The following is a 22633-nucleotide window of genomic DNA, read 5'->3' as shown; positions in this document are numbered from 1 at the left end:
AACCCGTCCGTCCGCACAGTCCCCGCACAGGGAGCGGCACTACGGTCCTCACCTTGCCGTGCCCGCTCCTTCGGGGAGACCGACCATGTCCGAGCACCTCGCACAGCAAGCCCCGCACCACCCACAGCCCGGGCCGGGGATCCTCCCGGAACACGCCCCGGCGGTCCACGCCTACGCGGAGGCCTTCTGCGCGAAACCGCGCGACGCCACCGACCTGGCGGCCCAGGTCCTCGCGCGCGGCCCCCGGCAACCGGGTCCCGCCTTACGCACCGCCCTCCTCGCCGACGTACGCCGCACCGCCCACGGCTGGCTGCGCGACGAGCGCTCGGCGCTGCTGCGCCCGGAGTTCCGCGCCTGGTCGCGGCGGGCCGCCGACACCTTCGGCCCCGTGGACACCCTGCGCCGGGTGGAGCACGGCTCGGTGCTCCTGGCCGCCTTCGAGCAACTCTCCGACCAGTCACGGGCCGCGCTGTGGCTGTGCCTGGCCGAGGAGGGCGAGTCGGCGCAGGCCGCCCGGCTCCTGAACACCACCGAGGAGTTCGCCGGGTCCCTGGCGCAGTCGGCCCGCGGCCGGCTCGTCGACACCGTCCTGCGGGTCCGCGCCGACCGCACCGCCGACCCGCGCTGCGTCCACTACGGCGGCATGCTGGGCGCCATCGCCCGCGGCACCCACCGCGAGGCTCCCGCCGATCTCCGGCAGCACCTCGACATCTGCCGGTTCTGCGCCCATGACCTGCGGCTGCTGCGCACGCTCGCCTCGGGCGGGGCGCAGGAGGCGCGGCGGCTGCTGGTGGACCAGGTGCTGGTGTGGGGCGGGGCGGCCTATCGCAGGGCCCGGTCGGCGGGGCGGGCACCCGCGGCGGCCGGGCCGGCGGGAAGAGGGCCGGCCGAGCCGCCCGCGGCAGCGCGGGAGCAGCCCGTCTCCCGCCCGCCCGGCCGCCGCCGCAGACGGACGGCGTGCACCGTGGCGGTCACCGTGGTCCTGACCGCCGTCCTCACCACCGCCGTCCTGCGGGAGCTGTCCGGCTCCGACCCCGCCGAGGGCGCCGAGCAGGCCGTGGCCGAGGCGGGCGCCGCTTCCCCGTCCGCCTCGTCGGCCTCCCCCGCGTCCGCCGCCCCGGTCGTCCTCAGGAGCGCGGCGAACGGGCGCTGTGTCACCGGCCCCGCGGGGAGCGCCGCCTCGGACGAGGCCCAGGCCCAGGCCCGGACCCGGGGCCCGGTGCCGGCCCCCGATCCCGTCCTGGCCGCCTGCGACGGCGGCGAGGACCAGCAGTGGCGGGTCGTCGCCCTGGAGGACGGTGCGGTGGCCCTGGTGAACGTGGCGTCGCGGCTCTGCCTCGACATCGCGGGCGAGCGGGTCGCGGGCGACGGGATGCAGCAGCGGCCGTGCGCGAACGAACAGGCCGACGCGCCCTTCCCGGAGGACCAGGCGTTCCTGGCGCAGGCCGCGGGTGACGACGCGTTCGCCCTCGTCTGCCAGGACAACCCCGACATCGCGCTCGGGGTGCGCTCCGGGAAGGTCCGGATGCGGTCGACTGCCGCCGTGGGCAAGGCAGTTCGCTTCTCCCTCGACGGTGTGGACGATACGACGGCGAACGCGTTGGGGCTCTGACGGCCCGGTGTCAGAATCACCCCATGGCGGAAATCCTCCAGAAGGACGGCACCTGGGTCTTCGACGGCGACGCGCTGCGGCTGACGCCGGGCCGGGACAAGGGCGTCGGGCTGCTGCGGAAGGAACTCGGTGAACTCGTGGTCCCGCTGGGGGCGTTGGCGGGGATCTCGTTCGAGCAGGGCAAGAGGAGCGGGCGGCTGAGGCTCCGGCTGCGGGACGGCGCCGATCCCCTGCTGCACGCGACCGGCGGCCGGCTGACCGAACCGCACGATCCGTATCAGCTGCTCGTGGACTCCGACCGGTACGGGGTCGCCGAGTACGTCGTGGAGGAGGTGCGGCACGCGCTGCTGCTGGACCGGGTGCCGGCCGGTCCGGTGGACGCGTTCCTGCTGCCCGGCCCGGCCGTGCCGGTGTCCTTCTCCGCCGGGGACGGCACCGCGAGCTTCGACGGCGAGCACGTACGGCTGGAGTGGAACTGGAAGACGGAGGACGCGAAGGCGGCCGCCGGGACCCGCACGATCCGGGTCGAGGACGTCGTGGGCGTGGAGTGGCAGCCGGCGGTCGGCCTGGAGAACGGGCATCTGCGGTTCACGGTGCGCCACGCGCCCACGAAGGCGCCGCCGAAGTACGACCCGAACGCGGTGGAGCTGTGGGGGTTCAAGAAGGACCCGCTGATGGCGCTGGTCGCGGCGGCCGTGCAGGCCCGGCTGCCGCATCCGGCCGCGGCCCCCGCGGACGCCCTGCCGCCCGCCGCGCCGCAGTCCGGCCCCGAGCCGGAGCTGCCCGCCCGGGCGGCGGGGGACGACCACGACGCGCTGCTGCGCCGGCTGCGTGAGCTGGGCGCGCTGCACCAGGACGGGGTGCTGACGGACGAGGAGTTCACCCTGGCCAAACAGGCGGTCCTCAGGCGCTTGTGACACCGGGGAGGACCGCCTGCCGGGGGGAGAGGAGTGGCCGGTACGCCCCGCCTTCCGGGCGTACGGCTGTGCTACTTGGCCTTGCGGGCCACCGTGAAGTGGTCGATGCGGTCGCCGGTCTCGGCGATGCCCTGGACCTTCAGGGTGGTGTAGTGGCCCTTCGGCGCGGGGGTGACGTCCACGCGCAGGAAGGAGTAGTTCAGGTAGCGGACCCGGGACCAGGCGACGGTCTCGTTGACCTTGCCGTCCTTGGTGTTGACGAAGGACGCCACCGAGTCGACCTCGTTGAGGTGGCCCTCGTAGGAGTCGGGGGCGGTGAACGCGTACAGGCTGCGGCCCGCGGCGCCCGCCGTGACGTAGACGACCCCCTCGGTCTCGGGGTACGCCGTGCCGCCGATCGGGAGCTTCTTGGTGACCGTGTTTCCCTTGATCACGTCGGTGCGCTCGTACTGGTGGTTGTGGCCGTTGATGACCAGGTCCACCTGGTACTTGTCGAACAGCGGCACCCACTCCTGGCGGACACCGCCCTCCGAGGCGTGGGCGGTGGAGGTGCAGTACGCGCAGTGGTGGAAGAAGACGACGACGAAGTCGATGTCCTTCGCGGCGCGGTACTTCTTCAGCTGCGCCTCGAACCACGTGGTCTGGGTGCCGCCGGAGATGCCGAGGTTGGCCGGGATCTCGAAGGAGACGTCGTTGGGGTCGAGTGAGATGACCGCGGTGTTGCCGTAGACGAAGGAGTAGACGCCGGGGAGGTTCTTCCTGTCCGGGCCGTTGTCCGGGAGGTTCCAGCGGGCCTCCTCGCCGCCGTAGCCGTTGGGCGAGTACCAGGCCTCCATGTCGTGGTTGCCGTACGACACCATCCACGGCACGGACTTGGCGACGGACTCGGTCTGGGCGAGGAACTGGTCCCAGATCCGCGAGTCGAAACCGGTGTCGGCGGTCTTGCCCTGGCCGGCCGGGTCGGCGTAGGCGATGTCGCCGGCGTGCAGGTGGAAGGCCGGGTTCTGGCCGAGCAGGAGGCTGTTGTTGGCGAGGCCGTGGTAGCTGACGCCCTCGTCGCCGAAGGCGGTGAAGGTGAAGGGCGCCTTGTGGGCGGGGGCGGTGGTGAAGGTGCCCAGGGTGCCCAGCAGGTGTGCCTCGGCCGGGTCGAAGCCCTGGTGGCCGACGCCGTAGTAGTACGTCCGGCCGGGGCGCAGATGGGTGAGCTTGGCGTGCAGGTAGTACTGGGTGTGGTCGCCGGAGGCGCCGACCCCGGCCGGGGTGTAGAGGGTGCGGACCTCGGCCTCGATCTTGCGGGAGAGGTCCCAGGGGTGGGCGCCGATGCGGAGGAAGGGCTTCTTCACGGCGACCGGGACCTGCCAGGAGACCGTGATCTCCGTGCGGGGGTCGTTGCCCCAGGCGAGGTGACGGCCGAAGGGGGCGACGAGCGAGCCGTCGACCTCCTCGGTGTGCGACAGGGGCTGCGTGGGAACGGCGGCCCGGGCCGTGGCCCCGGTCACGAACGCGCCACCGGTGACGGCGCCCAGGGTGACCGCGCCACCCCTGATCATCGTGCGCCGGGAGAATCGTGCGCGCAGGTACTCGTGCTGCTCGGCCATGCTCATGCGCTCGGCGAGCTGGTCGGGTACGCCCATGCGAGGAGTGTCCATGACGTCTGAAACTCGTCGCCCCGGGCGACGGACCGCAAGACGCCAAATGGACGGTTCACGAACAGGCGCCCATAACACATTCAAGGTTCCCCCAAGGCCCCTCCACAGAGCCCTGCCCGAAATCGGGCAGATTTCTTGCGAAACCCGCTCCGGTACCTCAGGATCTACCGGGTGCACGACGAACTGGTTGATCATCTGATGCGGTCCACGCCCCTCCAGCGGGGCGAGGCGCTGCGGGTGATCCAGGACGTGCTCGCCTTCTTCGACGAGACGACCGAGGACTACGTCCGTCGCCGCCACCGCGAGCTCCAGGCCGACGGCCTGGTGAACGCGGAGATCTTCGAACGGATCGCGGCGGACCTTCAGTACCGGGCGGTCGCGCCGCCGGAGCTGTCCGTCCGGCAGCTGCGGCGCATCGTCTACGGGTGACTCACCCACGGGTGACAGAACAAGCTTGGGGATACCTCTTATATGTGCGGAATCGTCGGATACATCGGGAAGCGTGACGTGGCCCCGCTGCTGCTGGAAGGCCTCCAGCGGCTGGAGTACCGCGGCTACGACTCGGCCGGCATCGTCGTGACCACGCCGAAGACGGCCGGTCTGAAGATGGTCAAGGCCAAGGGCCGGGTCCGCGACCTGGAGGCCAAGGTCCCGGCGCGCTTCAAGGGCACCACCGGTATCGCCCACACCCGCTGGGCCACCCACGGCGCCCCCTCCGACGTGAACGCCCACCCGCACATGTCGGCCGACCACAAGGTCGCCGTCGTCCACAACGGCATCATCGACAACGCCTCCGACCTGCGCCGCAAGCTGGAGGCGGACGGCGTCGAGTTCCTCTCCGAGACCGACACCGAGGTCCTCACCCACCTCATCGCCCGCTCCCAGGCGGAGACCCTGGAGGAGAAGGTCCGCCAGGCCCTGCGGGTCGTCGAGGGCACCTACGGCATCGCCGTCATGCACGCCGACTTCTCGGACCGGATCGTCGTCGCCCGCAACGGCTCCCCGGTCGTCCTCGGCATCGGCGAGAAGGAGATGTTCGTCGCCTCGGACATCGCCGCGCTGGTCGCCCACACCCGCCAGATAGTCACGCTGGACGACGGCGAGATGGCCACCCTCAAGGCCGACGACTTCCGCACCTACACCACCGAGGGCACCCGCACCACGGCCGAGCCCACCACCGTGGAGTGGGAGGCCGCCTCCTACGACATGGGCGGCCACGACACCTACATGCACAAGGAGATCCACGAGCAGGCCGACGCCGTGGACCGCGTGCTGCGCGGCCGCATCGACGACCGCTTCTCCACCGTGCACCTCGGCGGTCTCAACCTGGACGCCCGCGAGGCCCGGCAGATCCGCCGCGTGAAGATCCTCGGCTGCGGCACCTCGTACCACGCGGGCATGATCGGCGCCCAGATGATCGAGGAGCTGGCCCGGATCCCCGCCGACGCCGAGCCGGCCTCCGAGTTCCGCTACCGCAACGCGGTCGTCGACCCCGACACCCTGTACATCGCGGTCTCCCAGTCCGGTGAGACGTACGACGTCCTCGCCGCCGTCCAGGAGCTGAAGCGCAAGGGCGCCCGCGTCCTCGGCGTGGTGAACGTGGTGGGCTCGGCGATCGCCCGCGAGGCCGACGGCGGCGTCTACGTGCACGCCGGCCCGGAGGTCTGCGTGGTCTCCACCAAGTGCTTCACCAACACCACGGTGGCCTTCGCCCTCCTCGCCCTGCACCTCGGCCGCACCCGCGACCTCTCGGTCCGCGACGGCAAGCGGATCATCGAGGGCCTGCGCAAGCTGCCGGGCCAGATCGCGGAGATCCTCTCCCACGAGGACGAGATCAAGAAGCTGGCCGACGAGTTCGCCGAGGCCCGCTCGATGCTCTTCATCGGCCGCGTCCGGGGCTACCCGGTGGCCCGTGAGGCCTCCCTGAAGCTCAAGGAGGTCTCCTACATCCACGCCGAGGCCTACCCGGCCTCCGAGCTGAAGCACGGCCCGCTCGCCCTGATCGAGCCGGCCCTGCCGACGGTCGCGATCGTCCCGAACGACGACCTGCTGGAGAAGAACCGCGCGGCCCTGGAGGAGATCAAGGCCCGCAGCGGCAGGATCCTCGCGGTGGCCCACGACCACCAGGAGAAGGCCGACCAGACGATCGTCGTCCCGAAGAACGAGGACGAGCTCGACCCGATCCTGATGGGCATCCCGCTCCAGCTCCTCGCCTACTACACGGCGAAGGCCCTGGACCGGGACATCGACAAGCCGCGCAACCTGGCGAAGTCGGTCACGGTCGAGTAGCGGTCCGCGGTACGAGGTGCAGCGCGCCGGGCGTCGAGAGGCGCCCGGCGCTTTCTCATCCCCGCGGGGTGAAGATCGGGTTCCGGGTCTTCGGGGGCCGGGGGCTCGTGCCAGGGCACCAGGGTGCCGTCGGCCTCGGTGACCCAGTGGCAGTCGTAGCCGAGCGGGTCGAACCGTGCGGTCAGGGTCTCCAGGGGCGCGTCGCGCAGCGCCTCCAGCATCACGGTCGGCCGGTCGCGCCGGAGCACCTCGCGGGCCCCGCGCAGAACCGCCGGCTCGTGCCCCTCCACATCGATCTTGACGAGGTCCAGCCGGGTGTCGGCGAAGACCTCGTCGAGCGTGCGCAGCCGGATGCGCTTGAGCTCGGCGTCGGCGGCGGCGTGCTCCAGGGTGAACCCGTCGACAGCAGGTTCCCCGAGAGCGGCGATGGTCGTGCTCCGGGCGGCCAGCCGGGACCGGGTGGAGAGGCTGCCCGGCTCATAGCCGAACCTGCCGTTCCACAGGGTGTCGAGGGCGACCGCGTCGTCGTTCACACAGAACATGACGAACGGCGGACAGTACGGGGAGTCGATCCCGGCGAAGCCCCGGTAGGGGAACTTCTTGCGGTGGGTGCGGATGATGTCGCCCGTGGAGACCGGCCGGACGGACGGTGCGTGGGCCAGCATGCGGGCGTTGGCGTCGTGGAGCCGGGACATACGCATCCGGCGATGCCAGAGCGGGCGTCAGGTTCTGTCATCGACTTCGGAGCACTGGAAAAGCCCTGATCACGAGGGTGCGGGGCGAGGTGGCGGAGCGGTGAACTCCCGCCGTGGCACACGGAAACGGGAACGGACCCCGCGCGACGTCATCGGTCGCGGGGGTCCGCCCGGTCGGCCGGGGGGCTGCCCGAACTCCCCGGCTTCGGCTGCCGTTTCAGCCGGCGGCCGTCACACCGCGGCCGGCAGCCCGTCGCGGGAGCGCGGTGGGCCAGTGGGCCGTCGCCGCCGTGGCGGCGTACCAGGCGACCGCTCCCGCCGCGACGGCGAACCAACCGCCCACCTTGGTGAGCGAGTCGTTGCCGGCGAACGCGGCGACGGCCATCAGCACCAGCGCCACCAGGAACAACCCGTAGGTCCCACGGGTGAGTTGGTCCCCGCCCGCCGCGGCCAGGGAGAGCACCACGAGGGCGAACAGGAGCAGGAAGAGTCCGGCGGCGTTGTCGGAGGCCTGGGAGCCGGCGGAGACGGCCCAGGTGAACCAGAACGCGCCGAGAACGGTGAAGGCCGTGCCGCCCGCCGTATCGCGGTCTCGGAGGGCCAGCAGACCGGCGACGAACAGGGCGACGCCGCCGATGTAGTGAGCGATGGTCACGGCGTCCGCCGCCGTCACGCCGTCGATCAGGTCGGTGTACCCGAGTCCGAACGCCAACAGGGTGATGCCCAGGGCGAGTCGGCCGACGATCGTGGTGGTGCTTCCCGCGGAGACGTCATTGTCCACGGCGGGCTCCCTTCATGCGGTTGTGCGGTGCGCGGTGACCGATATATGCCCTTCACAAGGGCACAAACACCTGTGGGGGCAGGTGAATTCGGGGGGCGCGCGAACACCGCACAGAGGGAGCGCGGGAGAGTTGCGGAGGAGCCGTGAGAGGGCTACGGGATGACGATGACCGGCCGCTTCGCCCGTTTGGCGAGGCGCCCGGCGACGGAGCCGAAGATCCGGCCCACGATGCCGTGCGTGGAACCCACGACGATCGCGTCCGCCTCGTACTCCCGCCCCACCTCTTCGAGTTCGTGGCAGATGTCACCGCCGCGCTCGACCAGGATCCACGGCACCTCGGCGAGGTACTCCGCGCAGGCGAGCTCCAGTCCGAGCACCTCGGTGCGGTGGTCCGGCACATCGACGAAGACCGGCGGCTCGCAGCCCGCCCACACGGTCGTGGGCAGCCGGTTGGCGACATGGACGATGATCAGACCCGCGCGGGAGCGGTGGGCCATGCCGATGGCGTACGCGAGGGCGCGTTCACTGGAGGTGGAGCCGTCGAAGCCGACGACCACGCCGTGCTTGAAGGCGGGATCGCAGGTGGGACGTGCTTCTTCCGCCGCCAGGGGCTCGGCCGCCGTGGGGTCGGCGACGGGCCGCTTGCGGTCCGCGGGTTCGAAGAATTCGTGACCGGCCATGGCTGTCTCGGCGTATCGATCCTTGTATGGGTTGGACGGCTTGGGCGTCGGAGCTGTGTCCGGGAATTGTCTTCCCCACCCCATACCCCCAAGGGTACGGCGCCACTCCTCCTACGCCCAGACCCCGAGCACCCTCGGTGGGGGTTCCAGGGAGCATGCACGAGGGGGCGCCCGTAACGCAATGGTTGCTGCCCCGTACAGGCGGTTTGCACAGGATTCACTTACCCGTGGCCGACCGGAGGGGGCTCCGCAGTGACCGACCGGCCCCGCCGGCGTTGAGCACCGTGCGCCGGGACCGCCCCGGCCGCACCCTACCCGCCACTCCAGGGAGGAAGCCGCCCCATGCTCCCGTCGCGCCCGCCGTCCGCCCCCCGTCCCGGCAGCGAGCGCACGACCACCGAACTGATCCGCTGGGCGGCCTTCTCCTGCGTCCTCGTCCCGATGGTCCTCCTCTGGTACGGCAGCTCCCTCGCCGGCGCCGCCGGGACCGCCCTGGGCCTCGCCGCCGTCACGGCCGTCTGCCGGCTGCTGCTGAGGCAGTCCGAGCGGGGCGCGACCCGGCTGCTCGCCGAGGAGGAGGATGCGGAGGACGCGGGGGCCGGGGAACACGCGCCACAGGCGCACCACCGGGGGCGCCATCAGCGCACCGGAACGGGGTCGCATCGTGGCGGTCGTCACTCCGGGGGAAACTCACCGGCCGGTTGACCGGTTTTCACGCACCGGACCGGTGCTTTTCAGCCAACTTCCGCCCCCTGCGCATCCCTTGCCGTAACCACCCCCCACCCCCCGCGCCACCTGCGCGTATAACCCCTCGGGAGCCCCGCGCACCCTACGGGGATTGGCCACTACGACGAGGCGCACTTCCCTGCACGCTCCACGAGTGCAACGCTTCGTGATCGAATGCTTCACGCCAAGTTGCCAAGTCGACAATCCGCCGGGTGCTGAACTGGCCACTCCGGCGTCGCGCGACACAGTAGATTCGATCTTGACTGTCTACGGCGGGGGACTCGTGCAGGACCGAGGGGAAACGTGCAGGAGCGACACAACCGAGGAGCCGCGACCACCGAGGGGGGCTTAGCAGGATGAGCCACGACTCCACTGCCGCGCCGGAAGCCGCGGCCCGGAAACTTTCCGGGCGACGCCGCAAGGAGATCGTCGCGGTGCTGCTGTTCAGCGGCGGCCCCATCTTCGAGAGTTCCATTCCGCTGTCGGTGTTCGGGATTGACCGCCAGGACGCCGGCGTGCCGCGATATCGCCTCTTGGTGTGCGGCGGCGAGGAAGGCCCACTGCGGACCACAGGGGGCCTGGAACTGACCGCGCCGCATGGCCTGGAAGCGATCTCACGGGCGGGCACGGTCGTCGTACCGGCCTGGCGTTCGATCACTTCTCCGCCACCGGAGGACGCACTCGACGCGCTGCGGCGGGCGCATGAAGAGGGTGCCCGCATCGTGGGCCTGTGCACCGGCGCGTTCGTGCTGGCCGCCGCGGGTCTGCTGGACGGCCGCCCGGCCACCACCCACTGGATGTACGCACCGACGCTGGCCAAGCGCTATCCGTCGGTGCACGTGGATCCACGAGAGCTCTTCGTGGACGACGGCGACGTCCTGACGTCGGCGGGCACGGCCGCCGGCATCGATCTCTGTCTCCACATCGTGCGGACGGACCACGGCAACGAGGCGGCCGGGGCACTGGCCCGCCGTCTGGTGGTCCCCCCGCGCCGGTCGGGCGGCCAGGAGCGCTACCTCGACCGGTCTTTACCGGAGGAGATCGGCGCCGACCCGCTCGCCGAGGTCGTCGCCTGGGCGCTGGAACACCTCCACGAGCAGTTCGACGTGGAGACGCTGGCCGCGCGCGCGTACATGTCGCGCCGTACCTTCGACCGCCGCTTCCGGTCCCTGACCGGCAGCGCGCCGCTGCAGTGGCTGATCACCCAGCGGGTCCTCCAGGCGCAGCGCCTGCTGGAGACGTCGGACTACTCGGTGGACGAGGTCGCGGGCCGCTGCGGCTTCCGCTCCCCGGTGGCGCTGCGCGGCCACTTCCGCCGCCAGCTCGGCTCGTCCCCGGCCGCCTACCGGGCGGCGTACCGGGCGCGCCGGCCGCAGGGCGAGCGGGTGCTGGAGGCCGAACCGCCGTCACCGGCGGGTCCGCCTCCGTCCCTCCACCCGGAGGGCCCGGGCCCGGTCCCTCCCCAGATCAGGCGCACGGCCACCTCCGGCGCCCTGGGCTCCGGATCCGGCCTCGCGTCCGACCACGCACGCGAGGCGTACGCGGCATCCCGGGCGAGCCTGCCGGGGCAGCGAAGCGGGATGTGACGCCTTAGACGGACAGGGCGGCGGGGGCGTTTCGAGCGCCCCCGCCGCCCTTGCCCGTCGCGCGCCGGGTCCGGGGGCGGCGCCCCAGCACAAGGCCCGCACCAGCACGGGGGCACCACAAAAGCGGACCTCCGCTTTAGGGTGGTCGCATGAACGATCGCATGGTGTGGATCGACTGCGAGATGACCGGCCTCTCGCTGTCCGACGACGCGCTCATCGAGGTTGCCGCCCTCGTCACCGACTCCGAGCTGAACATCCTCGGCGAGGGGGTGGACATCGTCATCCGGCCGCCGGCCAAGGCGCTGGAGACGATGCCGGAGGTGGTGCGCCAGATGCACACCGCGTCCGGCCTGCTGGACGAACTGGCCGGCGGCACGACCCTCGCCGAGGCCGAGGCCCAGGTCCTCGCCTACGTCCGCGAGCATGTGAAGGAAGCCGGCAAGGCCCCGCTGTGCGGCAACTCCGTCGGCACCGACCGCGGTTTCCTCGCCCGTGACATGGCGGCCCTCGAGGACTACCTCCACTACCGGATCGTCGACGTCTCCTCCATCAAGGAGCTGGCCCGCCGCTGGTACCCGAGGGCGTACTTCAACAGCCCCGAGAAGAACGGCAACCACCGCGCCCTCGCCGACATCCGCGAGTCGATCGCGGAGCTGCGCTACTACCGCGAGGCCGTCTTCGTGGCGCAGCCCGGCCCCGACTCCGACACCGCGCGGGCGATCGCCGCGAAGCACGTGCTGCCCGCCCAGTAGGGCGCCGGGAGCGGCCCTCGGACGGCCCCGGGAAAAGCCGTGCGCGAGCACCCCTTCGGACCCTGTACACTTTTTCTCGGCCGGTCGGAGACGACACAAAGTCAACAGCCGGTCTTGGTGGGTGTAGCTCAGCTGGTAGAGCACCTGGTTGTGGTCCAGGATGCCGCGGGTTCGAGTCCCGTCACTCACCCTGAGTCATCAGCCGGTGACTTCCCGAAAGGGAGGTCACCGGCTGATGCGTTTCCAGGGACCACGGGAACCACGGGAACCACGGGGAACACGGGAACCACGGGGAACACGGGAACCACGGGGGAACGCCATCCGCACCGAACCGATCACCACCGCCCGCCTCACCCTCCTCCCCCTCCAGGTGGAGCACGCCGCGGAGATGGCCGCCGTCCTCGCCGACCCCGCCCTCCACACCTTCATCGGCGGCACCCCCAGCACCCCCGAGGCCCTGCGCACCCGCTACGAGCGTCTCGTCGCCGGTTCCCCCGACCCGGCCGTCTCCTGGCACAACTGGGTCCTGCGGCTCACCGGGGAGAACCGTCTCGCCGGCACCGTCCAGGCCACGTTGAGCGGCGCGGAGCACGCCGAGATCGCCTGGGTGGTCGGCACCCCCTGGCAGGGCCGCGGTCTGGCCTCCGAGGCGGCGCGGGGGCTCGTGCGGCAGCTACGGCGGCAGGGCGTCCGTACGATCACCGCCCACGTCCACCCCGGCCACCACGCCTCAGCCGCCGTGGCCCGCGCGGCCGGACTCTCCCCCACCGAGGAGGAGCAGGACGGCGAGATCCGATGGCGCCTCGACACCCCGCCGCGACGCCGCGAGGATCCATCGGAAGAGCCCCGGGCCCAGGGACCTAGGACGAGGCCCGTCCCACCAGGTCCGTCGCCAGGACCACCTGGCGTGGCTCCAGGCCGCGGGACGCCGCCGGACGGCGGTCCGCGATCTCGGTGAGGAGGAGGTCGAGCATGCGCCGTCCCATCTCCTCGATCGGCTGGCGCACGCTCGACAGGGGCGGGTCCATGTGCCGGGCGATGGCCGAGTCGTCGTAGCCGACCAGGGCCACGTCCTCGGGGATACGGCGGCCCGCCTCCCGCAGGGCCTGGCGGGCGCCCGCCGCCATCACGTCCGAGCCGGCGAACACCGCGTCCAGCGACGGGTCACGGGAGAGCAGCGCCACCATGGCCCGGTGCCCGCCCTCCTCCGTGAAGTCACCGGGCTCGACGAGCCCCTCGTCCGCCTCGTACCCCGCGTCGCGCAGCGCGTCGCGGTAGCCGTCGACGCGGCGCTGGGCGCCGTACACGTCGAGGCGGCCGGTGATGTGGGCGATGCGGGTGCGGCCCCGGGCCAGCAGGTGCTCCACGGCCGAGCGGCCGCCGCCGTAGTTGTCGGAGTCGACGGAGGGCAGCGTCTCCGCGGCGGACCGCGGGCCGCTGATCACCGCCGGGATCTCCAGCTGGGACAGCAGGTCCGGGAGCGGGTCGTCGGCGTGGACCGAGACCAGCAGGACACCGTCCACGCGGTGGGCCGCCAGGTACTGGGCCAGGCGTTGGCGCTCGCGGTCGCTGCCCGCGAAGATCAGCAGCAACTGCATCTCGGTGTCGGCGAGTTCGGCGCCCACACCGCGCAGGATGTCCGAGAAGTACGGCTCGGTGAAGAACCGGGTCTCCGGCTCGGGCACGACGAGCGCGATCGCGTCCGTGCGGTTCGCCGCGAGGGCGCGGGCGGCCGTGTTGGGGACGTAGCCGAGTTCCGCGACCGCCGCCTCCACCGCCGCGCGGGTCGCGTCGCTGACCCGGGGTGACCCGTTGATCACCCGGGAGACCGTGCCGCGGCCCACGCCGGCCCGGGCGGCCACCTCTTCGAGGGTGGGCCTGCCACCGCTGCGGCCCCGCGCTCCGTGGCTTGCCATGGGCTCCGCCTTCCCGCCGTCGTCATCACGCTGGCCTGGAATCTAACAGTCCCGACCGCTCGGCCCGTCCGGAGCCCATCAGTCGGTTATGTACCGAACTGGACCAAATGCGCACCACTCGCCGGGGTTAGCTAACAGCCCGATAACTGAACGCACCTCTCCGTGTTCCCACCCTTGACACCCCCGCCCGAACCGACGACTCTTCAACACATCACCTATGGGAGCGCTCCCACGGTACCTGACACATACACATCCCGCACGTTCCCCGCCCGAGCCGCAGCGAGAAACAACGGGCCCAACAATGCAGTTGGCCGGGGGGTCGGCACGTCAGGGCAACAGGAGGACGCAATGCGCGCACGTACCCGAACCGCCCGCCGGGTGGTAGTCCTCGCGGCGGTCGCGTCGCTGGGCGCCGGGCTGCTGGCCGGCTGTGCCGACGACGGCGGCGACGACGCATCCGACGGTTCGTCGTCCGGCAGCGGCAAGGGCAAGACCACGATCACGCTGGGGCTGTTCGGCACCTTCGGCTTCAAGGAGGCCGGCCTCTACACCGAGTACGAGAAGCTCCACCCCGACATCAAGATCGCCGAGAACGTCACGGAGAAGAACGAGAACTACTACCCGGCGCTCGTCAACCACCTCACCACCAACAGCGGCCTGATGGACGTCCAGGCCATCGAGGTGGGCAACATCGCGGAGGTCGTGGCCACCCAGGCGGCCAAGTTCGAGGACATGTCGAAGGTCTCGGGCGTCGACAAGAGCCAGTGGCTGGACTGGAAGTGGTCGCAGGCCACCACCAAGGACGGCCAGACGATCGGCCTCGGCACCGACGTCGGCCCGATGGCCCTGTGCTACCGCAAGGACCTCTTCCAAGCGGCCGGTCTGCCCACCGACCGCGAAAAGGTCGGCGCGCTGTGGGCGGGCGACTGGAACAAGTTCATCACCGCCGGCGAGCAGTACAAGAAGAAGGCCAAGGCGGGCACGTTCTTCATGGACTCCCCCGGCGGCCTGCTCAACGCCGTCCTCAGCAGTGAGAAGGAGAAGTTCTACGACTCCTCCGGCGAGATCATCTACAAGACGAACCCGGCCGTGAAGGCCGCGTTCGACCTGAGCGCGAAGGCCGCCGAGGAAGGCCTGGTCCAGGCCCAGTCCCAGTTCACGCAGCCCTGGAACACGACGATCGCCCAGAGCAAGTTCGCCACCATAGCCTGCCCGCCGTGGATGCTCGGCACCATCAAGGCCAACGCCAAGGCCGAGGACGCCGGCAAGTGGGACGTGGCCGTCGCACCCAAGTCCGGCAACTGGGGCGGCTCCTTCCTGGGCGTGCCCAAGAGCGGCAAGCACGTGAAGGAGGCCGAGGAGCTCGTCAAGTGGCTGACCGCGCCCGAGCAGCAGGCGAAGCTCTTCAAGGTGCAGGGCAACTTCCCGAGCGCGCCGACCACGTACACGATGCCCGAGGTCACCGGCGCCAAGAACGAGATGACCGGTGACTCGCCGATCGGCACGGTCTTCTCCGAGGCCGCCAAGACCGCCCCGGTGCAGGTGATCGGCCCGAAGGACCAGATCATCCAGCAGGGCCTGTCCGACAACGGCGTCTTCCTCGTGACGAAGGGCAAGTCGGCGAAGGAGGCCTGGGAGACGGCCACCAAGACCATCGACAACAACCTGGACAAGTGACCCGTATGGCCACCCGCCACGACACCGCCGCGCCCCCCGCGAAGGAGGGGGGCGCGGCCCCGGGCCGCCCGCCCTCCGTTCCCACGGATGCGGAGCAGCGGCGCCGGGCCCGGCTGTCCCGCCGCTGGCAGCGGGACAAGCGCTGGAGCCCCTACGCCTTCGTCTCGCCGTTCTTCCTGCTGTTCCTCGCGTTCGGCCTGTTCCCGCTGGTCTACACCGGCTGGGCGTCGCTGCACCAGGTGGAGCTGACCGCGCCCACCGACATGACGTGGGTGGGGATGCGCAACTACACGCGCATCTTCGACGACGACTTCTTCTGGAACGCGGCGAGGAACACCCTGACGATCGGGATCATCTCGACCGTTCCGCAGCTGCTGATGGCGATGGGCCTGGCCCACATCCTCAACTACAAGCTGCGCGCCTCGACCTTCTACCGGGTCGCGATGCTCGCGCCGTACGCGACCTCGATCGCGGCCGCCTCGCTGGTCTTCGTGCTGCTCTTCGGGCGCGACTACGGCATGATCAACTGGGGGCTGCACTTCGCCGGGATCGACGCGATCGACTGGCAGAACGACAAGTGGCCGTCCCAGATCGCCGTCTCGTCGATCATCATCTGGCGGTGGACCGGCTACAACGCGCTGATCTACCTGGCCGCGATGCAGGCGATCCCGCAGGACCTGTACGAGTCGGCGGCGCTGGACGGCGCCAGCCGCTGGAAGCAGTTCCTGCACGTGACACTGCCGTCGCTGCGGCCGACGATCCTGTTCACGGTCGTCGTCTCCACGATCGGCGCCAGCCAGGTCTTCGGCGAGCCGCTGCTGTTCGACGCCAACAAGGGCGCGTCGGGCGGCGCGGAGCACCAGTTCCAGACGCTGGGCCTGTACCTGTACGAGCAGGGCTGGGTGAACCAGCACCTGGGCCGGGCCTCGGCGATCGCCTGGACGATGTTCCTGATCCTGATCGTGATCGGCATCGTCAACTACGTCATCTCGCGCCGGCTGCGCGCCAGTAGTTAGGAGTACCGGCCGTGACGACGACGACAACGACCGCGAAGTCCGCCGAACCCGAGGACGCCGTGCCGACGGCCCGCACGGTGCGCCGTCCCAAGTCCGCGCGGGCCGGCGGGCAGATGCACGGCGGTCCGATCGCTTACCTCATCCTGGGCGTGTTCACCGTCGTTTCGCTGTTCCCGCTGGTGTGGACGGCGATCGCGGCGTCCCGCGACAACAACCGGCTGGCGGAGAACCCGCCGCCGTTCGTGTTCGGCTCCAACCTCTTCCACAACGTGGACGTGGCCTGGAACGACGCGAACCTGGGCAAGGCCTTCGTCAACACGACCTTCGTGGCCGGGATTTCGGCGGCGACGATCGTGTTCCTCTCCACGGTCGCCGGCTTCGCCTTCGCCAAGCTGCGCTTCCGCGGCAAGGGCGCGCTGATGCTGATCGTGATCGGCACGATGATGGTGCCGCCGCAGCTGAGCGTCATCCCGCTGTACATGATGGTCGCCAAGCTGGAGTGGACCGATCAGCTCCAGGCGGTGATCCTGCCGTCGCTGGTGAGCGCGTTCGGTGTGTTCTTCATGCGGCAGTACCTGATCCAGGCGCTGCCCGACGAGATCATCGAGGCGGCGCGGGTGGACGGCGCGAGCAGCTGGCGTGTGGTGTGGCACGTGGTGTTCCCCGCGGCGCGCCCCGCGATGGCGGTGCTCGGCATGCTGACGTTCGTCCAGACGTGGAACGACTTCCTGTGGCCCTTCCTGGTCCTGAGCCAGACCGGCAACCCCACCGTGCAGGTCGCGCTCGCGGGCCTCGGCCGCGGGTACACCCCGGACCAGTCCCTGATCATGGCGGGCGCCCTGGTGGGCACGCTGCCGCTGCTGGTGATCTTCGCGATCTTCGGCAAGCAGATCGTGGGCGGCATCATGCAGGGCGCCGTGAAGGGCTGATGAAGCGCCGATGAAGGGCTGACCCCCGCGATCCATGGGCCGGGTCACCGCCGCCCCGGCCCCGTTCACACACTTCCCCCCAACCTCGTCGGTCTCGACGACCATCCATGGGAGCGCTTCCATGACTGATCCCGTCACCCCTGTGACTTTTCCTCCCGCCTTCCTCTGGGGCGCGGCGACCTCCGCGTACCAGATCGAGGGGGCGGTGCGGGAGGACGGCCGCACCCCTTCGATCTGGGACACCTTCAGCCATACGCCGGGCAAGACCCTCGGCGGCGAGCACGGTGACATCGCTGTCGACCACTACCACCGCTACCGCGAGGACGTCGCGCTGATGGCGGAGCTGGGCCTGACGGCGTACCGCTTCTCCGTCTCCTGGTCCCGGGTCCAGCCGACCGGCCGGGGTCCGGCCGTGCAGGTGGGCCTGGACTTCTACCGCCGGCTGGTCGACGAGCTGCTGGCGAAGGGCATCAAGCCCGCCGTCACCCTCTACCACTGGGACCTGCCGCAGGAGCTGGAGGACGCGGGCGGCTGGCCGGAGCGCGACACGGCGTACCGGTTCGCCGAGTACGCGCAGATCGTCGGCGAGGCGCTGGGCGACCGCGTGGAGAACTGGATCACCCTCAACGAGCCCTGGTGCAGCGCGTTCCTGGGCTACGCGTCCGGGGTGCACGCGCCCGGCCGCACCGACCCGGCGGCGTCCCTGCGCGCGGCCCACCATCTGAACCTCGCCCACGGCCTCGGCACCACGGCGCTGCGCTCGGTGATGCCGGCCCGCAACTCGGTGGCGATCAGCCTCAACTCCTCGGTCGTACGCCCCCTTTCGGAGTCGCCCGCGGATCTGGCGGCGGTCCGCAGGATCGACGACCTGGCCAACGGCGTCTTCCACGGCCCGATCCTGAAGGGCGCCTACCCGGCGACGCTGCTCGCGGCCACCTCCGGCCTGACCGACTGGTCGTACGTCCTCGACGGCGACCTGCGGGCGATCCACCAGCCGCTGGACGCGCTGGGCCTGAACTACTACACGCCCACGCTGGTCTCGGCGGCGCAGGAGCAGCCGAAGGGCCCGCGCACGGACGGCCACGGCGCGAGCGACCACTCGCCCTGGCCCGCCGCGGACGACGTCGCGTTCCACCAGACGCCCGGGGACCGCACGGAGATGGGCTGGACGATCGACCCGTCGGGCCTGCACGAACTGATCATGCGCTACACGAAGGAAGCCCCGGGCCTGCCCCTCTACATCACGGAGAACGGCGCGGCCTACGACGACAAGCCCGACGCGGACGGCCGGGTCCACGACCCGGAGCGGATCGCCTATCTGCACGGCCATCTCTCGGCGGTGCGCCGGGCCATCGCCGACGGCGCGGACGTGCGCGGCTACTACCTGTGGTCCCTGCTGGACAACTTCGAGTGGGCGTACGGCTACGGGAAGCGGTTCGGGGCGGTCTACGTGGACTACGCGACGCTCACCCGGACACCGAAGTCGAGCGCGCACTGGTACGGCGAGGCGGCCCGCACGGGCACCCTCCCGTCCCCGTCACCCGAAACCACCTGACCCGGGGAAGGGGAGGGGCGCGGCACGTCGAGGGGGCGTGCCGCGCCCCGGTGGTTTCCCCGGGGACCGCTCAGAGGGTGCCCGGTGCCGCGAGCCACTGGGTCGGCTGCCCCGTCACCGACGCGATCGTCTCGAAGTCGTTGTCGTAGTGCAGCACGGTCAGCCCTTGAAGTTCGGCGGTAGCGGCGACGAGCAGATCCACGGCGCCGGCACAACGGTGCCGTCCCTTCTCGGTGAGTTCCCGTTGTACGTCCCATGCTCGCGTGACGGCCCGGTCGTCCAGAGGGGTCCAGCCGAACACCGCATCCAGGTCCCGGACCAGTTCGGCCCGGTCCTCGGCGTTCCTCGCGCTGTAGAGAAACTCGACTTCGGTCAGCGGGCAGCGGGCGATCAGCCCCTCTTCCAGAGGCTTCTCCCAGAGGGCGCGAGCCGGCCGCTTCAGGATGCGCACGAGGGCGCTGGTGTCGATGAGATAGGCGGCCATGCTCATCGACGGTAGTTCTCCTTCTCCAGCAACACATCGAAGTCGCCGGCGTCCGCCCGCGCCGCGAGCCGGGCCAGGGCGAGCGCACGCTTCTTGCGCTCCACCCCTTCCTTGAGTGCGGCGTTGACCGTGTCCTTCTTGGTCTTGGTACCGAAAGCTATGGCCGCCTCGGCCAGCAGTTCCTCGTCGATGTCGATCAGTGTCTTGGGCATGGGAACCTCCTGGATATCCGAAGCTTCTTCGAGTATATCCACCTGACCGCGATCAGCGATTCCCCAGCTCGAACCAGGTCGCCTTGCCCGGCCCCGGCCCATGGGTGCAGACGCCCCAGGCGTCGGCGCCGTAGGAGATGAGCTGTATGCCGCGGCCGCCTTCGTCATCCGGATCGGCGGCCGACGTACGGACGACGGGCAGGCCCGGCGCAGTGTCCTGGACGAGCACACGCAGGCAGGCGGCATCCGCCCAGCCGGCGTGGAGGGTGACGGGGTTGGTGCAGCCCTTGTCGGCGCAGGCGTTGATGGCGTTGGTGACGGCCTCGGAGGTGAGGAGCACCGCGGTGTCGGTGAGTTCGGGATGGGGGGAGTTGGCGAGGAGGGTACGGACGGTGTCGCGGGCGGCGCGGACCCAGGCGGGGTGGGGCGGGAAGGTGAGGGTGACGCTGGGCGGGTCTTCCATGGGGGCTCCCGTGTCGATGGTGCCGTGGGGTTCCACGCGGTGACCAGGTCCGGGCCTCGGCAAGTGGGGTGAGGGCGGGGGTACTTCCTCGTGGGCTCGTCGTCGACGGTAGAAGCACGCTTGGTGAAGTTACAACCGTGTACGCCGACTTACGCTCTCATGGGTGACAGCCGCCCAAGCGGGTGGACGATCCCACGGACGCCAAGAGACACTGCGCCGCATGCCACCCAGGACGAACCCGAGCGAACGCCAGCGACGCCTGGGCGTGGAACTGCGCAAACTCCGTGTACGGGCCGGGCTGTCAGGGGATGTCGCAGCCGAGGTGATCGAGGCCGAACGCACCCGGATCAGTCACATCGAGAGCGGCAGGGTCGACGTTCCCCGCAACGGCCTGTACCGGTTGCTCCGCGCTTACGGATGCCCCGAGGGCGCTTACTTCGAGAGCCTGATGGAGATGGCACACGAGAGCGGAAGGGGCTGGTGGGGCGAGTACAGCGACACGATCGGTCCGGCGGCTCGGGATCTGGCCGAGCTCGAGTCCCGTACAACCGTGCTACGGACGCACGAGCCGATGCTCATCCCGGGAATGCTGCAGACCGAGGACTACGCCCGTGCCGTCCTCGCGACCACCGAATCGGATGCCGAACGAGCTTCCCGTTACACCCAGTTCCGACTGGCGAGACAACGCGTACTGACCGGCGGATCCCCGCTGACGTATCACGCGGTCATCCACGAGACAGCGCTCCACACACGTGTGGGCGGACCTGCGGTCATGCGCAGGCAACTCCTGCGGCTGATCGAGGTGTCTCGCCTGCCGCATGTGACCGTACAGATCTTCCCGTTCGAGGCCGGAAACTACGCGGCCCACACGCAGTCGTTCGTCCTCTACGGCGCTTCCGCCCCCGAGCTGGACACGGTCTACCTGGAGCATCCGACCCAGTCGCTCTTCCTGCGGGATGGAAACCAGCTCGACGAGTACGCCAAGATGTTCGAGCGACTCTCGGAACTGGCGCTGCCCCCGGTCGACCCGGAGTCGGCACCGGAGTCACACGAGTCCCGGGACTCGCTGAGCCTCGTCCAGCACGTGATGTACACCCTGTGAGAGGAACGCATGCCCCAACTCACCTGGCAGAAGTCCTCGTTCAGCTCGGGCGGTGAGGGTAACTGCATAGAACTGGCCGAGTCCGCCCCCTCCCACCTCCACCTCCGCGAAAGCGACCACCCCCACGAGATCGCCGCCGTCGCCCCCGACGCCCTCGCGGACCTTCTGCGGGCCCTGAAGTCCGGCACCCTCACCCGCTGAAGCGCCCTCACCCGCTGAAACCCGGGTACGCCAGCGGGAAGGCGGCCCGCCGGCGCCACCGCGTCCCGTCGTGGACCAGCAAGTCGACCGCCGAGACCTGTGTGACGACGGGGAGACCGGTGAGCAGGTCGGCCTCGGCCATCTCCACGACCGCCTCGTCCTGGCCCTGGGCGACCGTCAGGTGCGGAACGACATCGTCGAACTGCCCGCCGAACGGCGGGCATTCCGGCCAGCGTTCCACGATCGCCTCGGTGAGGCACCTGAAGCCGGCGCCCGTTTCGGGGGCGAGATACAGCACTCCGGGGAACCGGCCGCAGTGGTCGAACCGGGCCTCGAAGGACTCGTACCGGCCCAGTACCTCACCGATCGCGGCACACACACCCTCATCGATGCGGCTCGCGTCGAGAAACGGGAAGAGCACCGTGACATGAGCCGGAACACCGGCAGAGGCCGAGGGATCGAGCCGGTCACGCCACGCTCGTACCAGGGGCTCCGCCTCCGGAACCCTCACGATCAGCCCCGACTGCCCTGCCCCGAATCCCCGAGCGTCGTCGTCCGCCCTCACAAGAGACTTCCCGCCGAGCCCCCGCCCCTCCGCTCGACGAGCGCGGCCAAGCCGTCCAGGGCGCGGGCCAGGCCGAAGGTGTACGCGTGTTCGGGGTTGTGGGCGCTGCCGTGGGCGGTGCCCGCTGCCGTGCCCACCCGGGTGGCGGTCGGGTAGGCGGCGGGGTCGAGGACCTGGGCGAGCAGGGGGGCGCCGGCGGCCCACCACTGTGCGTCGTCCATCGCGCTGTCCCGTCGGGCGTCGCGCGCCTCGGCCGCCGAGCGGGCGTGGGCCCGGACGAAGTCGAGGAGGTAGGTCAGGGCGTCGTCCCGCTCGACGTCGTCGAGGCCGCACCCCTCCAGCGCCGACAGCTCGTGTTCGTACTTGGCCATCAGCCCCGGCCCGAGCGGCGGCCGGCCGGTGGCGACCGACGCGGCCCACGGGTGCGCCTCGAACAGCGCCCTGTTCTCCTCGGCCACGGCGGTCAGCCGCTCCCGCCAGGGCCGCCCCGAGGTGTCGGTCCGGGGCATCCGGGCGTAGACGGCGTCCAGCATGAGGTCGAGCAGCTCGGCCTTGCCCGGCACATAGGTGTAGAGCGTCATCGGCGCCACCCCCAGCCCCTGCGCCACCCGTCGCATGGTCGGCGCCTCCAGCCCCTCGGCGTCCGCCAGGCCGATCGCGACGTCGACGACCGCGTCGATGCTGAGCCGCTGCCGCGGTCCGCGTCGGGGGGCGTCGGCGGGGACGCGCCAGAGCAACTCCAGGGTGCGGGCCGGATCTCCGGCGCTGCTTCTCTCGACAGGCACGGGGCCAGTTTCCCCCATGCGTGGACTCTCCCGCATGTTAT

Annotated in this window: 23 protein-coding genes, 1 tRNA gene and 1 pseudogene; 15 read left to right on the top strand and 10 right to left on the bottom strand. The window is 70.7% G+C overall.

The window, feature by feature from the left end:
• Positions 1-85: 85 nt before the first annotated feature.
• Positions 86-1612: an RICIN domain-containing protein gene (locus tag AQJ64_RS19760; protein ID WP_059202818.1), complete on the top strand. Its 1527-nt coding sequence runs from the start codon at positions 86-88 to the stop codon at positions 1610-1612.
• Positions 1613-1635: 23 nt separating this feature from the next.
• Entirely contained in the window at positions 1636-2529 is an 894-nt protein-coding gene (locus AQJ64_RS19755; RefSeq protein WP_055632280.1) for a DUF4429 domain-containing protein, read from the top strand.
• Between the two features lie 71 nt (positions 2530-2600).
• On the opposite strand, the gene AQJ64_RS19750 is transcribed toward AQJ64_RS19755, so the two are convergent.
• Positions 2601-4163 carry a purple acid phosphatase family protein gene (locus AQJ64_RS19750; RefSeq protein WP_055632281.1) on the bottom strand — a complete coding sequence of 521 codons (1563 nt, stop codon included), beginning with the start codon at positions 4161-4163 and terminating at the stop codon, positions 2601-2603.
• Between the two features lie 186 nt (positions 4164-4349).
• On the opposite strand from AQJ64_RS19750, the gene AQJ64_RS19745 reads away from it, so the two are divergent.
• Both AQJ64_RS19745 and glmS read left to right on the top strand, forming a co-directional pair.
• Positions 4350-4607, top strand: coding sequence for a hypothetical protein (locus tag AQJ64_RS19745; RefSeq protein ID WP_055632282.1), 258 nt, complete (start codon positions 4350-4352; stop codon positions 4605-4607).
• 42 nt (positions 4608-4649) lie between these two features.
• The gene (glmS, locus tag AQJ64_RS19740; RefSeq protein ID WP_055632283.1) at positions 4650-6467 is read left to right on the top strand and encodes a glutamine--fructose-6-phosphate transaminase (isomerizing); all 1818 of its coding nucleotides are present in this window, start codon (positions 4650-4652) and stop codon (positions 6465-6467) included.
• On the opposite strand, the gene AQJ64_RS19735 is transcribed toward glmS, so the two are convergent.
• The 3 genes from AQJ64_RS19735 to AQJ64_RS19725 form a co-directional block, all read right to left on the bottom strand.
• A complete protein-coding gene (locus AQJ64_RS19735) occupies positions 6395-7168 on the bottom strand; it encodes an FkbM family methyltransferase (RefSeq protein WP_079061792.1) in 774 nt (257 codons plus the stop codon). The genes glmS and AQJ64_RS19735 overlap by 73 nt on opposite strands.
• A 211-nt stretch (positions 7169-7379) precedes the next feature.
• Positions 7380-7943 (bottom strand): GPR1/FUN34/YaaH family transporter, encoded by a 564-nt coding sequence (locus AQJ64_RS19730; protein ID WP_055632285.1) that lies wholly within the window; start codon positions 7941-7943, stop codon positions 7380-7382.
• A 152-nt stretch (positions 7944-8095) separates the two neighbouring features.
• A complete protein-coding gene (locus AQJ64_RS19725; protein WP_055632286.1) occupies positions 8096-8623 on the bottom strand; it encodes a universal stress protein in 528 nt (175 codons plus the stop codon).
• Between the two features lie 342 nt (positions 8624-8965).
• Between AQJ64_RS19725 and AQJ64_RS19720 the strand changes: the two genes are divergently transcribed.
• The 5 genes and pseudogenes from AQJ64_RS19720 to AQJ64_RS46120 all read left to right on the top strand — a co-directional run.
• Positions 8966-9328: a hypothetical protein gene (locus AQJ64_RS19720; RefSeq protein ID WP_055632287.1), complete on the top strand. Its 363-nt coding sequence runs from the start codon at positions 8966-8968 to the stop codon at positions 9326-9328.
• A gap of 377 nt (positions 9329-9705) precedes the next feature.
• Positions 9706-10935: a helix-turn-helix domain-containing protein gene (locus AQJ64_RS19715; protein WP_059202817.1), complete on the top strand. Its 1230-nt coding sequence runs from the start codon at positions 9706-9708 to the stop codon at positions 10933-10935.
• A gap of 149 nt (positions 10936-11084) precedes the next feature.
• Entirely contained in the window at positions 11085-11687 is a 603-nt protein-coding gene (gene orn / locus AQJ64_RS19710) for an oligoribonuclease (RefSeq protein ID WP_055633935.1), read from the top strand.
• 117 nt (positions 11688-11804) lie between these two features.
• A tRNA-His gene (locus AQJ64_RS19705) sits at positions 11805-11877 on the top strand.
• Positions 11878-12006: 129 nt separating this feature from the next.
• Positions 12007-12492: pseudogene (locus tag AQJ64_RS46120) on the top strand (GNAT family N-acetyltransferase); the annotation flags it as partial.
• A gap of 55 nt (positions 12493-12547) precedes the next feature.
• Here AQJ64_RS46120 and AQJ64_RS19695 read toward each other — a convergent pair.
• On the bottom strand, positions 12548-13603 hold the full coding sequence (locus AQJ64_RS19695; protein ID WP_055633937.1) for a LacI family DNA-binding transcriptional regulator: 1056 nt from the start codon (positions 13601-13603) through the stop codon (positions 12548-12550).
• A gap of 348 nt (positions 13604-13951) precedes the next feature.
• On the opposite strand from AQJ64_RS19695, the gene AQJ64_RS19690 reads away from it, so the two are divergent.
• The 4 genes from AQJ64_RS19690 (at position 13952) to AQJ64_RS19675 (ending at position 18780) form a co-directional block, all read left to right on the top strand.
• Entirely contained in the window at positions 13952-15280 is a 1329-nt protein-coding gene (locus AQJ64_RS19690; protein WP_055633938.1) for an ABC transporter substrate-binding protein, read from the top strand.
• A 5-nt stretch (positions 15281-15285) separates the two neighbouring features.
• A complete protein-coding gene (locus AQJ64_RS19685) occupies positions 15286-16296 on the top strand; it encodes a carbohydrate ABC transporter permease (RefSeq protein ID WP_055633939.1) in 1011 nt (336 codons plus the stop codon).
• Positions 16297-16307: 11 nt separating this feature from the next.
• On the top strand, positions 16308-17225 hold the full coding sequence (locus AQJ64_RS19680; RefSeq protein WP_397804227.1) for a carbohydrate ABC transporter permease: 918 nt from the start codon (positions 16308-16310) through the stop codon (positions 17223-17225).
• Between the two features lie 121 nt (positions 17226-17346).
• Entirely contained in the window at positions 17347-18780 is a 1434-nt protein-coding gene (locus tag AQJ64_RS19675) for a GH1 family beta-glucosidase (protein ID WP_055633940.1), read from the top strand.
• Between the two features lie 70 nt (positions 18781-18850).
• On the opposite strand, the gene AQJ64_RS19670 is transcribed toward AQJ64_RS19675, so the two are convergent.
• Genes AQJ64_RS19670 through AQJ64_RS19660 form a run of 3 tightly spaced genes read right to left on the bottom strand, consistent with a single transcriptional unit; the run spans position 18851 to position 19939 of the window.
• Entirely contained in the window at positions 18851-19270 is a 420-nt protein-coding gene (locus tag AQJ64_RS19670; protein WP_055633941.1) for a PIN domain nuclease, read from the bottom strand.
• On the bottom strand, positions 19267-19476 hold the full coding sequence (locus tag AQJ64_RS19665; RefSeq protein WP_055633942.1) for a type II toxin-antitoxin system VapB family antitoxin: 210 nt from the start codon (positions 19474-19476) through the stop codon (positions 19267-19269). The genes AQJ64_RS19670 and AQJ64_RS19665 overlap by 4 nt, the downstream gene beginning before the upstream one ends.
• Before the next feature lie 52 nt (positions 19477-19528).
• On the bottom strand, positions 19529-19939 hold the full coding sequence (locus AQJ64_RS19660) for an ATP-binding protein (RefSeq protein ID WP_059202846.1): 411 nt from the start codon (positions 19937-19939) through the stop codon (positions 19529-19531).
• A gap of 220 nt (positions 19940-20159) precedes the next feature.
• Here AQJ64_RS19660 and AQJ64_RS19655 point away from each other — a divergent pair, with 220 nt between their 5' ends.
• Both AQJ64_RS19655 and AQJ64_RS19650 read left to right on the top strand, forming a co-directional pair.
• A complete protein-coding gene (locus AQJ64_RS19655) occupies positions 20160-21041 on the top strand; it encodes a helix-turn-helix domain-containing protein (protein WP_055637948.1) in 882 nt (293 codons plus the stop codon).
• A 9-nt stretch (positions 21042-21050) separates the two neighbouring features.
• Entirely contained in the window at positions 21051-21242 is a 192-nt protein-coding gene (locus AQJ64_RS19650) for a DUF397 domain-containing protein (protein WP_055637947.1), read from the top strand.
• A gap of 7 nt (positions 21243-21249) precedes the next feature.
• On the opposite strand, the gene AQJ64_RS19645 is transcribed toward AQJ64_RS19650, so the two are convergent.
• Complete coding sequence (locus AQJ64_RS19645; protein ID WP_055637949.1) at positions 21250-21753, bottom strand: 2'-5' RNA ligase family protein; 504 nt, start codon at positions 21751-21753, stop codon at positions 21250-21252.
• Positions 21754-21803: 50 nt separating this feature from the next.
• Entirely contained in the window at positions 21804-22592 is a 789-nt protein-coding gene (locus AQJ64_RS19640) for a TetR/AcrR family transcriptional regulator (protein ID WP_099054125.1), read from the bottom strand.
• Positions 22593-22633 lie beyond the last annotated feature (41 nt).

This window comes from Streptomyces griseoruber (genome assembly GCF_001514205.1).
GTDB classification, from domain to species: Bacteria; Actinomycetota; Actinomycetes; order Streptomycetales; family Streptomycetaceae; genus Streptomyces; species Streptomyces griseoruber.
The sequence above is the reverse complement of the archived record's forward strand: the minus strand, read 5'-3'. Positions and strand labels throughout refer to the sequence as shown.

Excerpts from the sequence above, each read along its gene's own strand:
- AQJ64_RS19760 (WP_059202818.1), top strand. The coding sequence starts at position 86 with ATGTCCGAGCACCTCGCACAGCAAGCCCCGCACCACCCACAGCCCGGG.
- AQJ64_RS19755 (WP_055632280.1), top strand. The coding sequence starts at position 1,636 with ATGGCGGAAATCCTCCAGAAGGACGGCACCTGGGTCTTCGACGGCGAC.
- AQJ64_RS19750 (WP_055632281.1), bottom strand. The coding sequence starts at position 4,163 with ATGGGCGTACCCGACCAGCTCGCCGAGCGCATGAGCATGGCCGAGCAG.
- glmS (WP_055632283.1), top strand. The coding sequence starts at position 4,650 with ATGTGCGGAATCGTCGGATACATCGGGAAGCGTGACGTGGCCCCGCTG.
- AQJ64_RS19735 (WP_079061792.1), bottom strand. The coding sequence starts at position 7,168 with ATGCGTATGTCCCGGCTCCACGACGCCAACGCCCGCATGCTGGCCCAC.
- AQJ64_RS19725 (WP_055632286.1), bottom strand. The coding sequence starts at position 8,623 with ATGGCCGGTCACGAATTCTTCGAACCCGCGGACCGCAAGCGGCCCGTC.
- AQJ64_RS19720 (WP_055632287.1), top strand. The coding sequence starts at position 8,966 with ATGCTCCCGTCGCGCCCGCCGTCCGCCCCCCGTCCCGGCAGCGAGCGC.
- AQJ64_RS19715 (WP_059202817.1), top strand. The coding sequence starts at position 9,706 with ATGAGCCACGACTCCACTGCCGCGCCGGAAGCCGCGGCCCGGAAACTT.
- orn (WP_055633935.1), top strand. The coding sequence starts at position 11,085 with ATGAACGATCGCATGGTGTGGATCGACTGCGAGATGACCGGCCTCTCG.
- AQJ64_RS19695 (WP_055633937.1), bottom strand. The coding sequence starts at position 13,603 with ATGGCAAGCCACGGAGCGCGGGGCCGCAGCGGTGGCAGGCCCACCCTC.
- AQJ64_RS19690 (WP_055633938.1), top strand. The coding sequence starts at position 13,952 with ATGCGCGCACGTACCCGAACCGCCCGCCGGGTGGTAGTCCTCGCGGCG.
- AQJ64_RS19685 (WP_055633939.1), top strand. The coding sequence starts at position 15,286 with ATGGCCACCCGCCACGACACCGCCGCGCCCCCCGCGAAGGAGGGGGGC.
- AQJ64_RS19675 (WP_055633940.1), top strand. The coding sequence starts at position 17,347 with ATGACTGATCCCGTCACCCCTGTGACTTTTCCTCCCGCCTTCCTCTGG.
- AQJ64_RS19670 (WP_055633941.1), bottom strand. The coding sequence starts at position 19,270 with ATGAGCATGGCCGCCTATCTCATCGACACCAGCGCCCTCGTGCGCATC.
- AQJ64_RS19665 (WP_055633942.1), bottom strand. The coding sequence starts at position 19,476 with ATGCCCAAGACACTGATCGACATCGACGAGGAACTGCTGGCCGAGGCG.
- AQJ64_RS19660 (WP_059202846.1), bottom strand. The coding sequence starts at position 19,939 with ATGGAAGACCCGCCCAGCGTCACCCTCACCTTCCCGCCCCACCCCGCC.
- AQJ64_RS19655 (WP_055637948.1), top strand. The coding sequence starts at position 20,160 with ATGCCACCCAGGACGAACCCGAGCGAACGCCAGCGACGCCTGGGCGTG.
- AQJ64_RS19650 (WP_055637947.1), top strand. The coding sequence starts at position 21,051 with ATGCCCCAACTCACCTGGCAGAAGTCCTCGTTCAGCTCGGGCGGTGAG.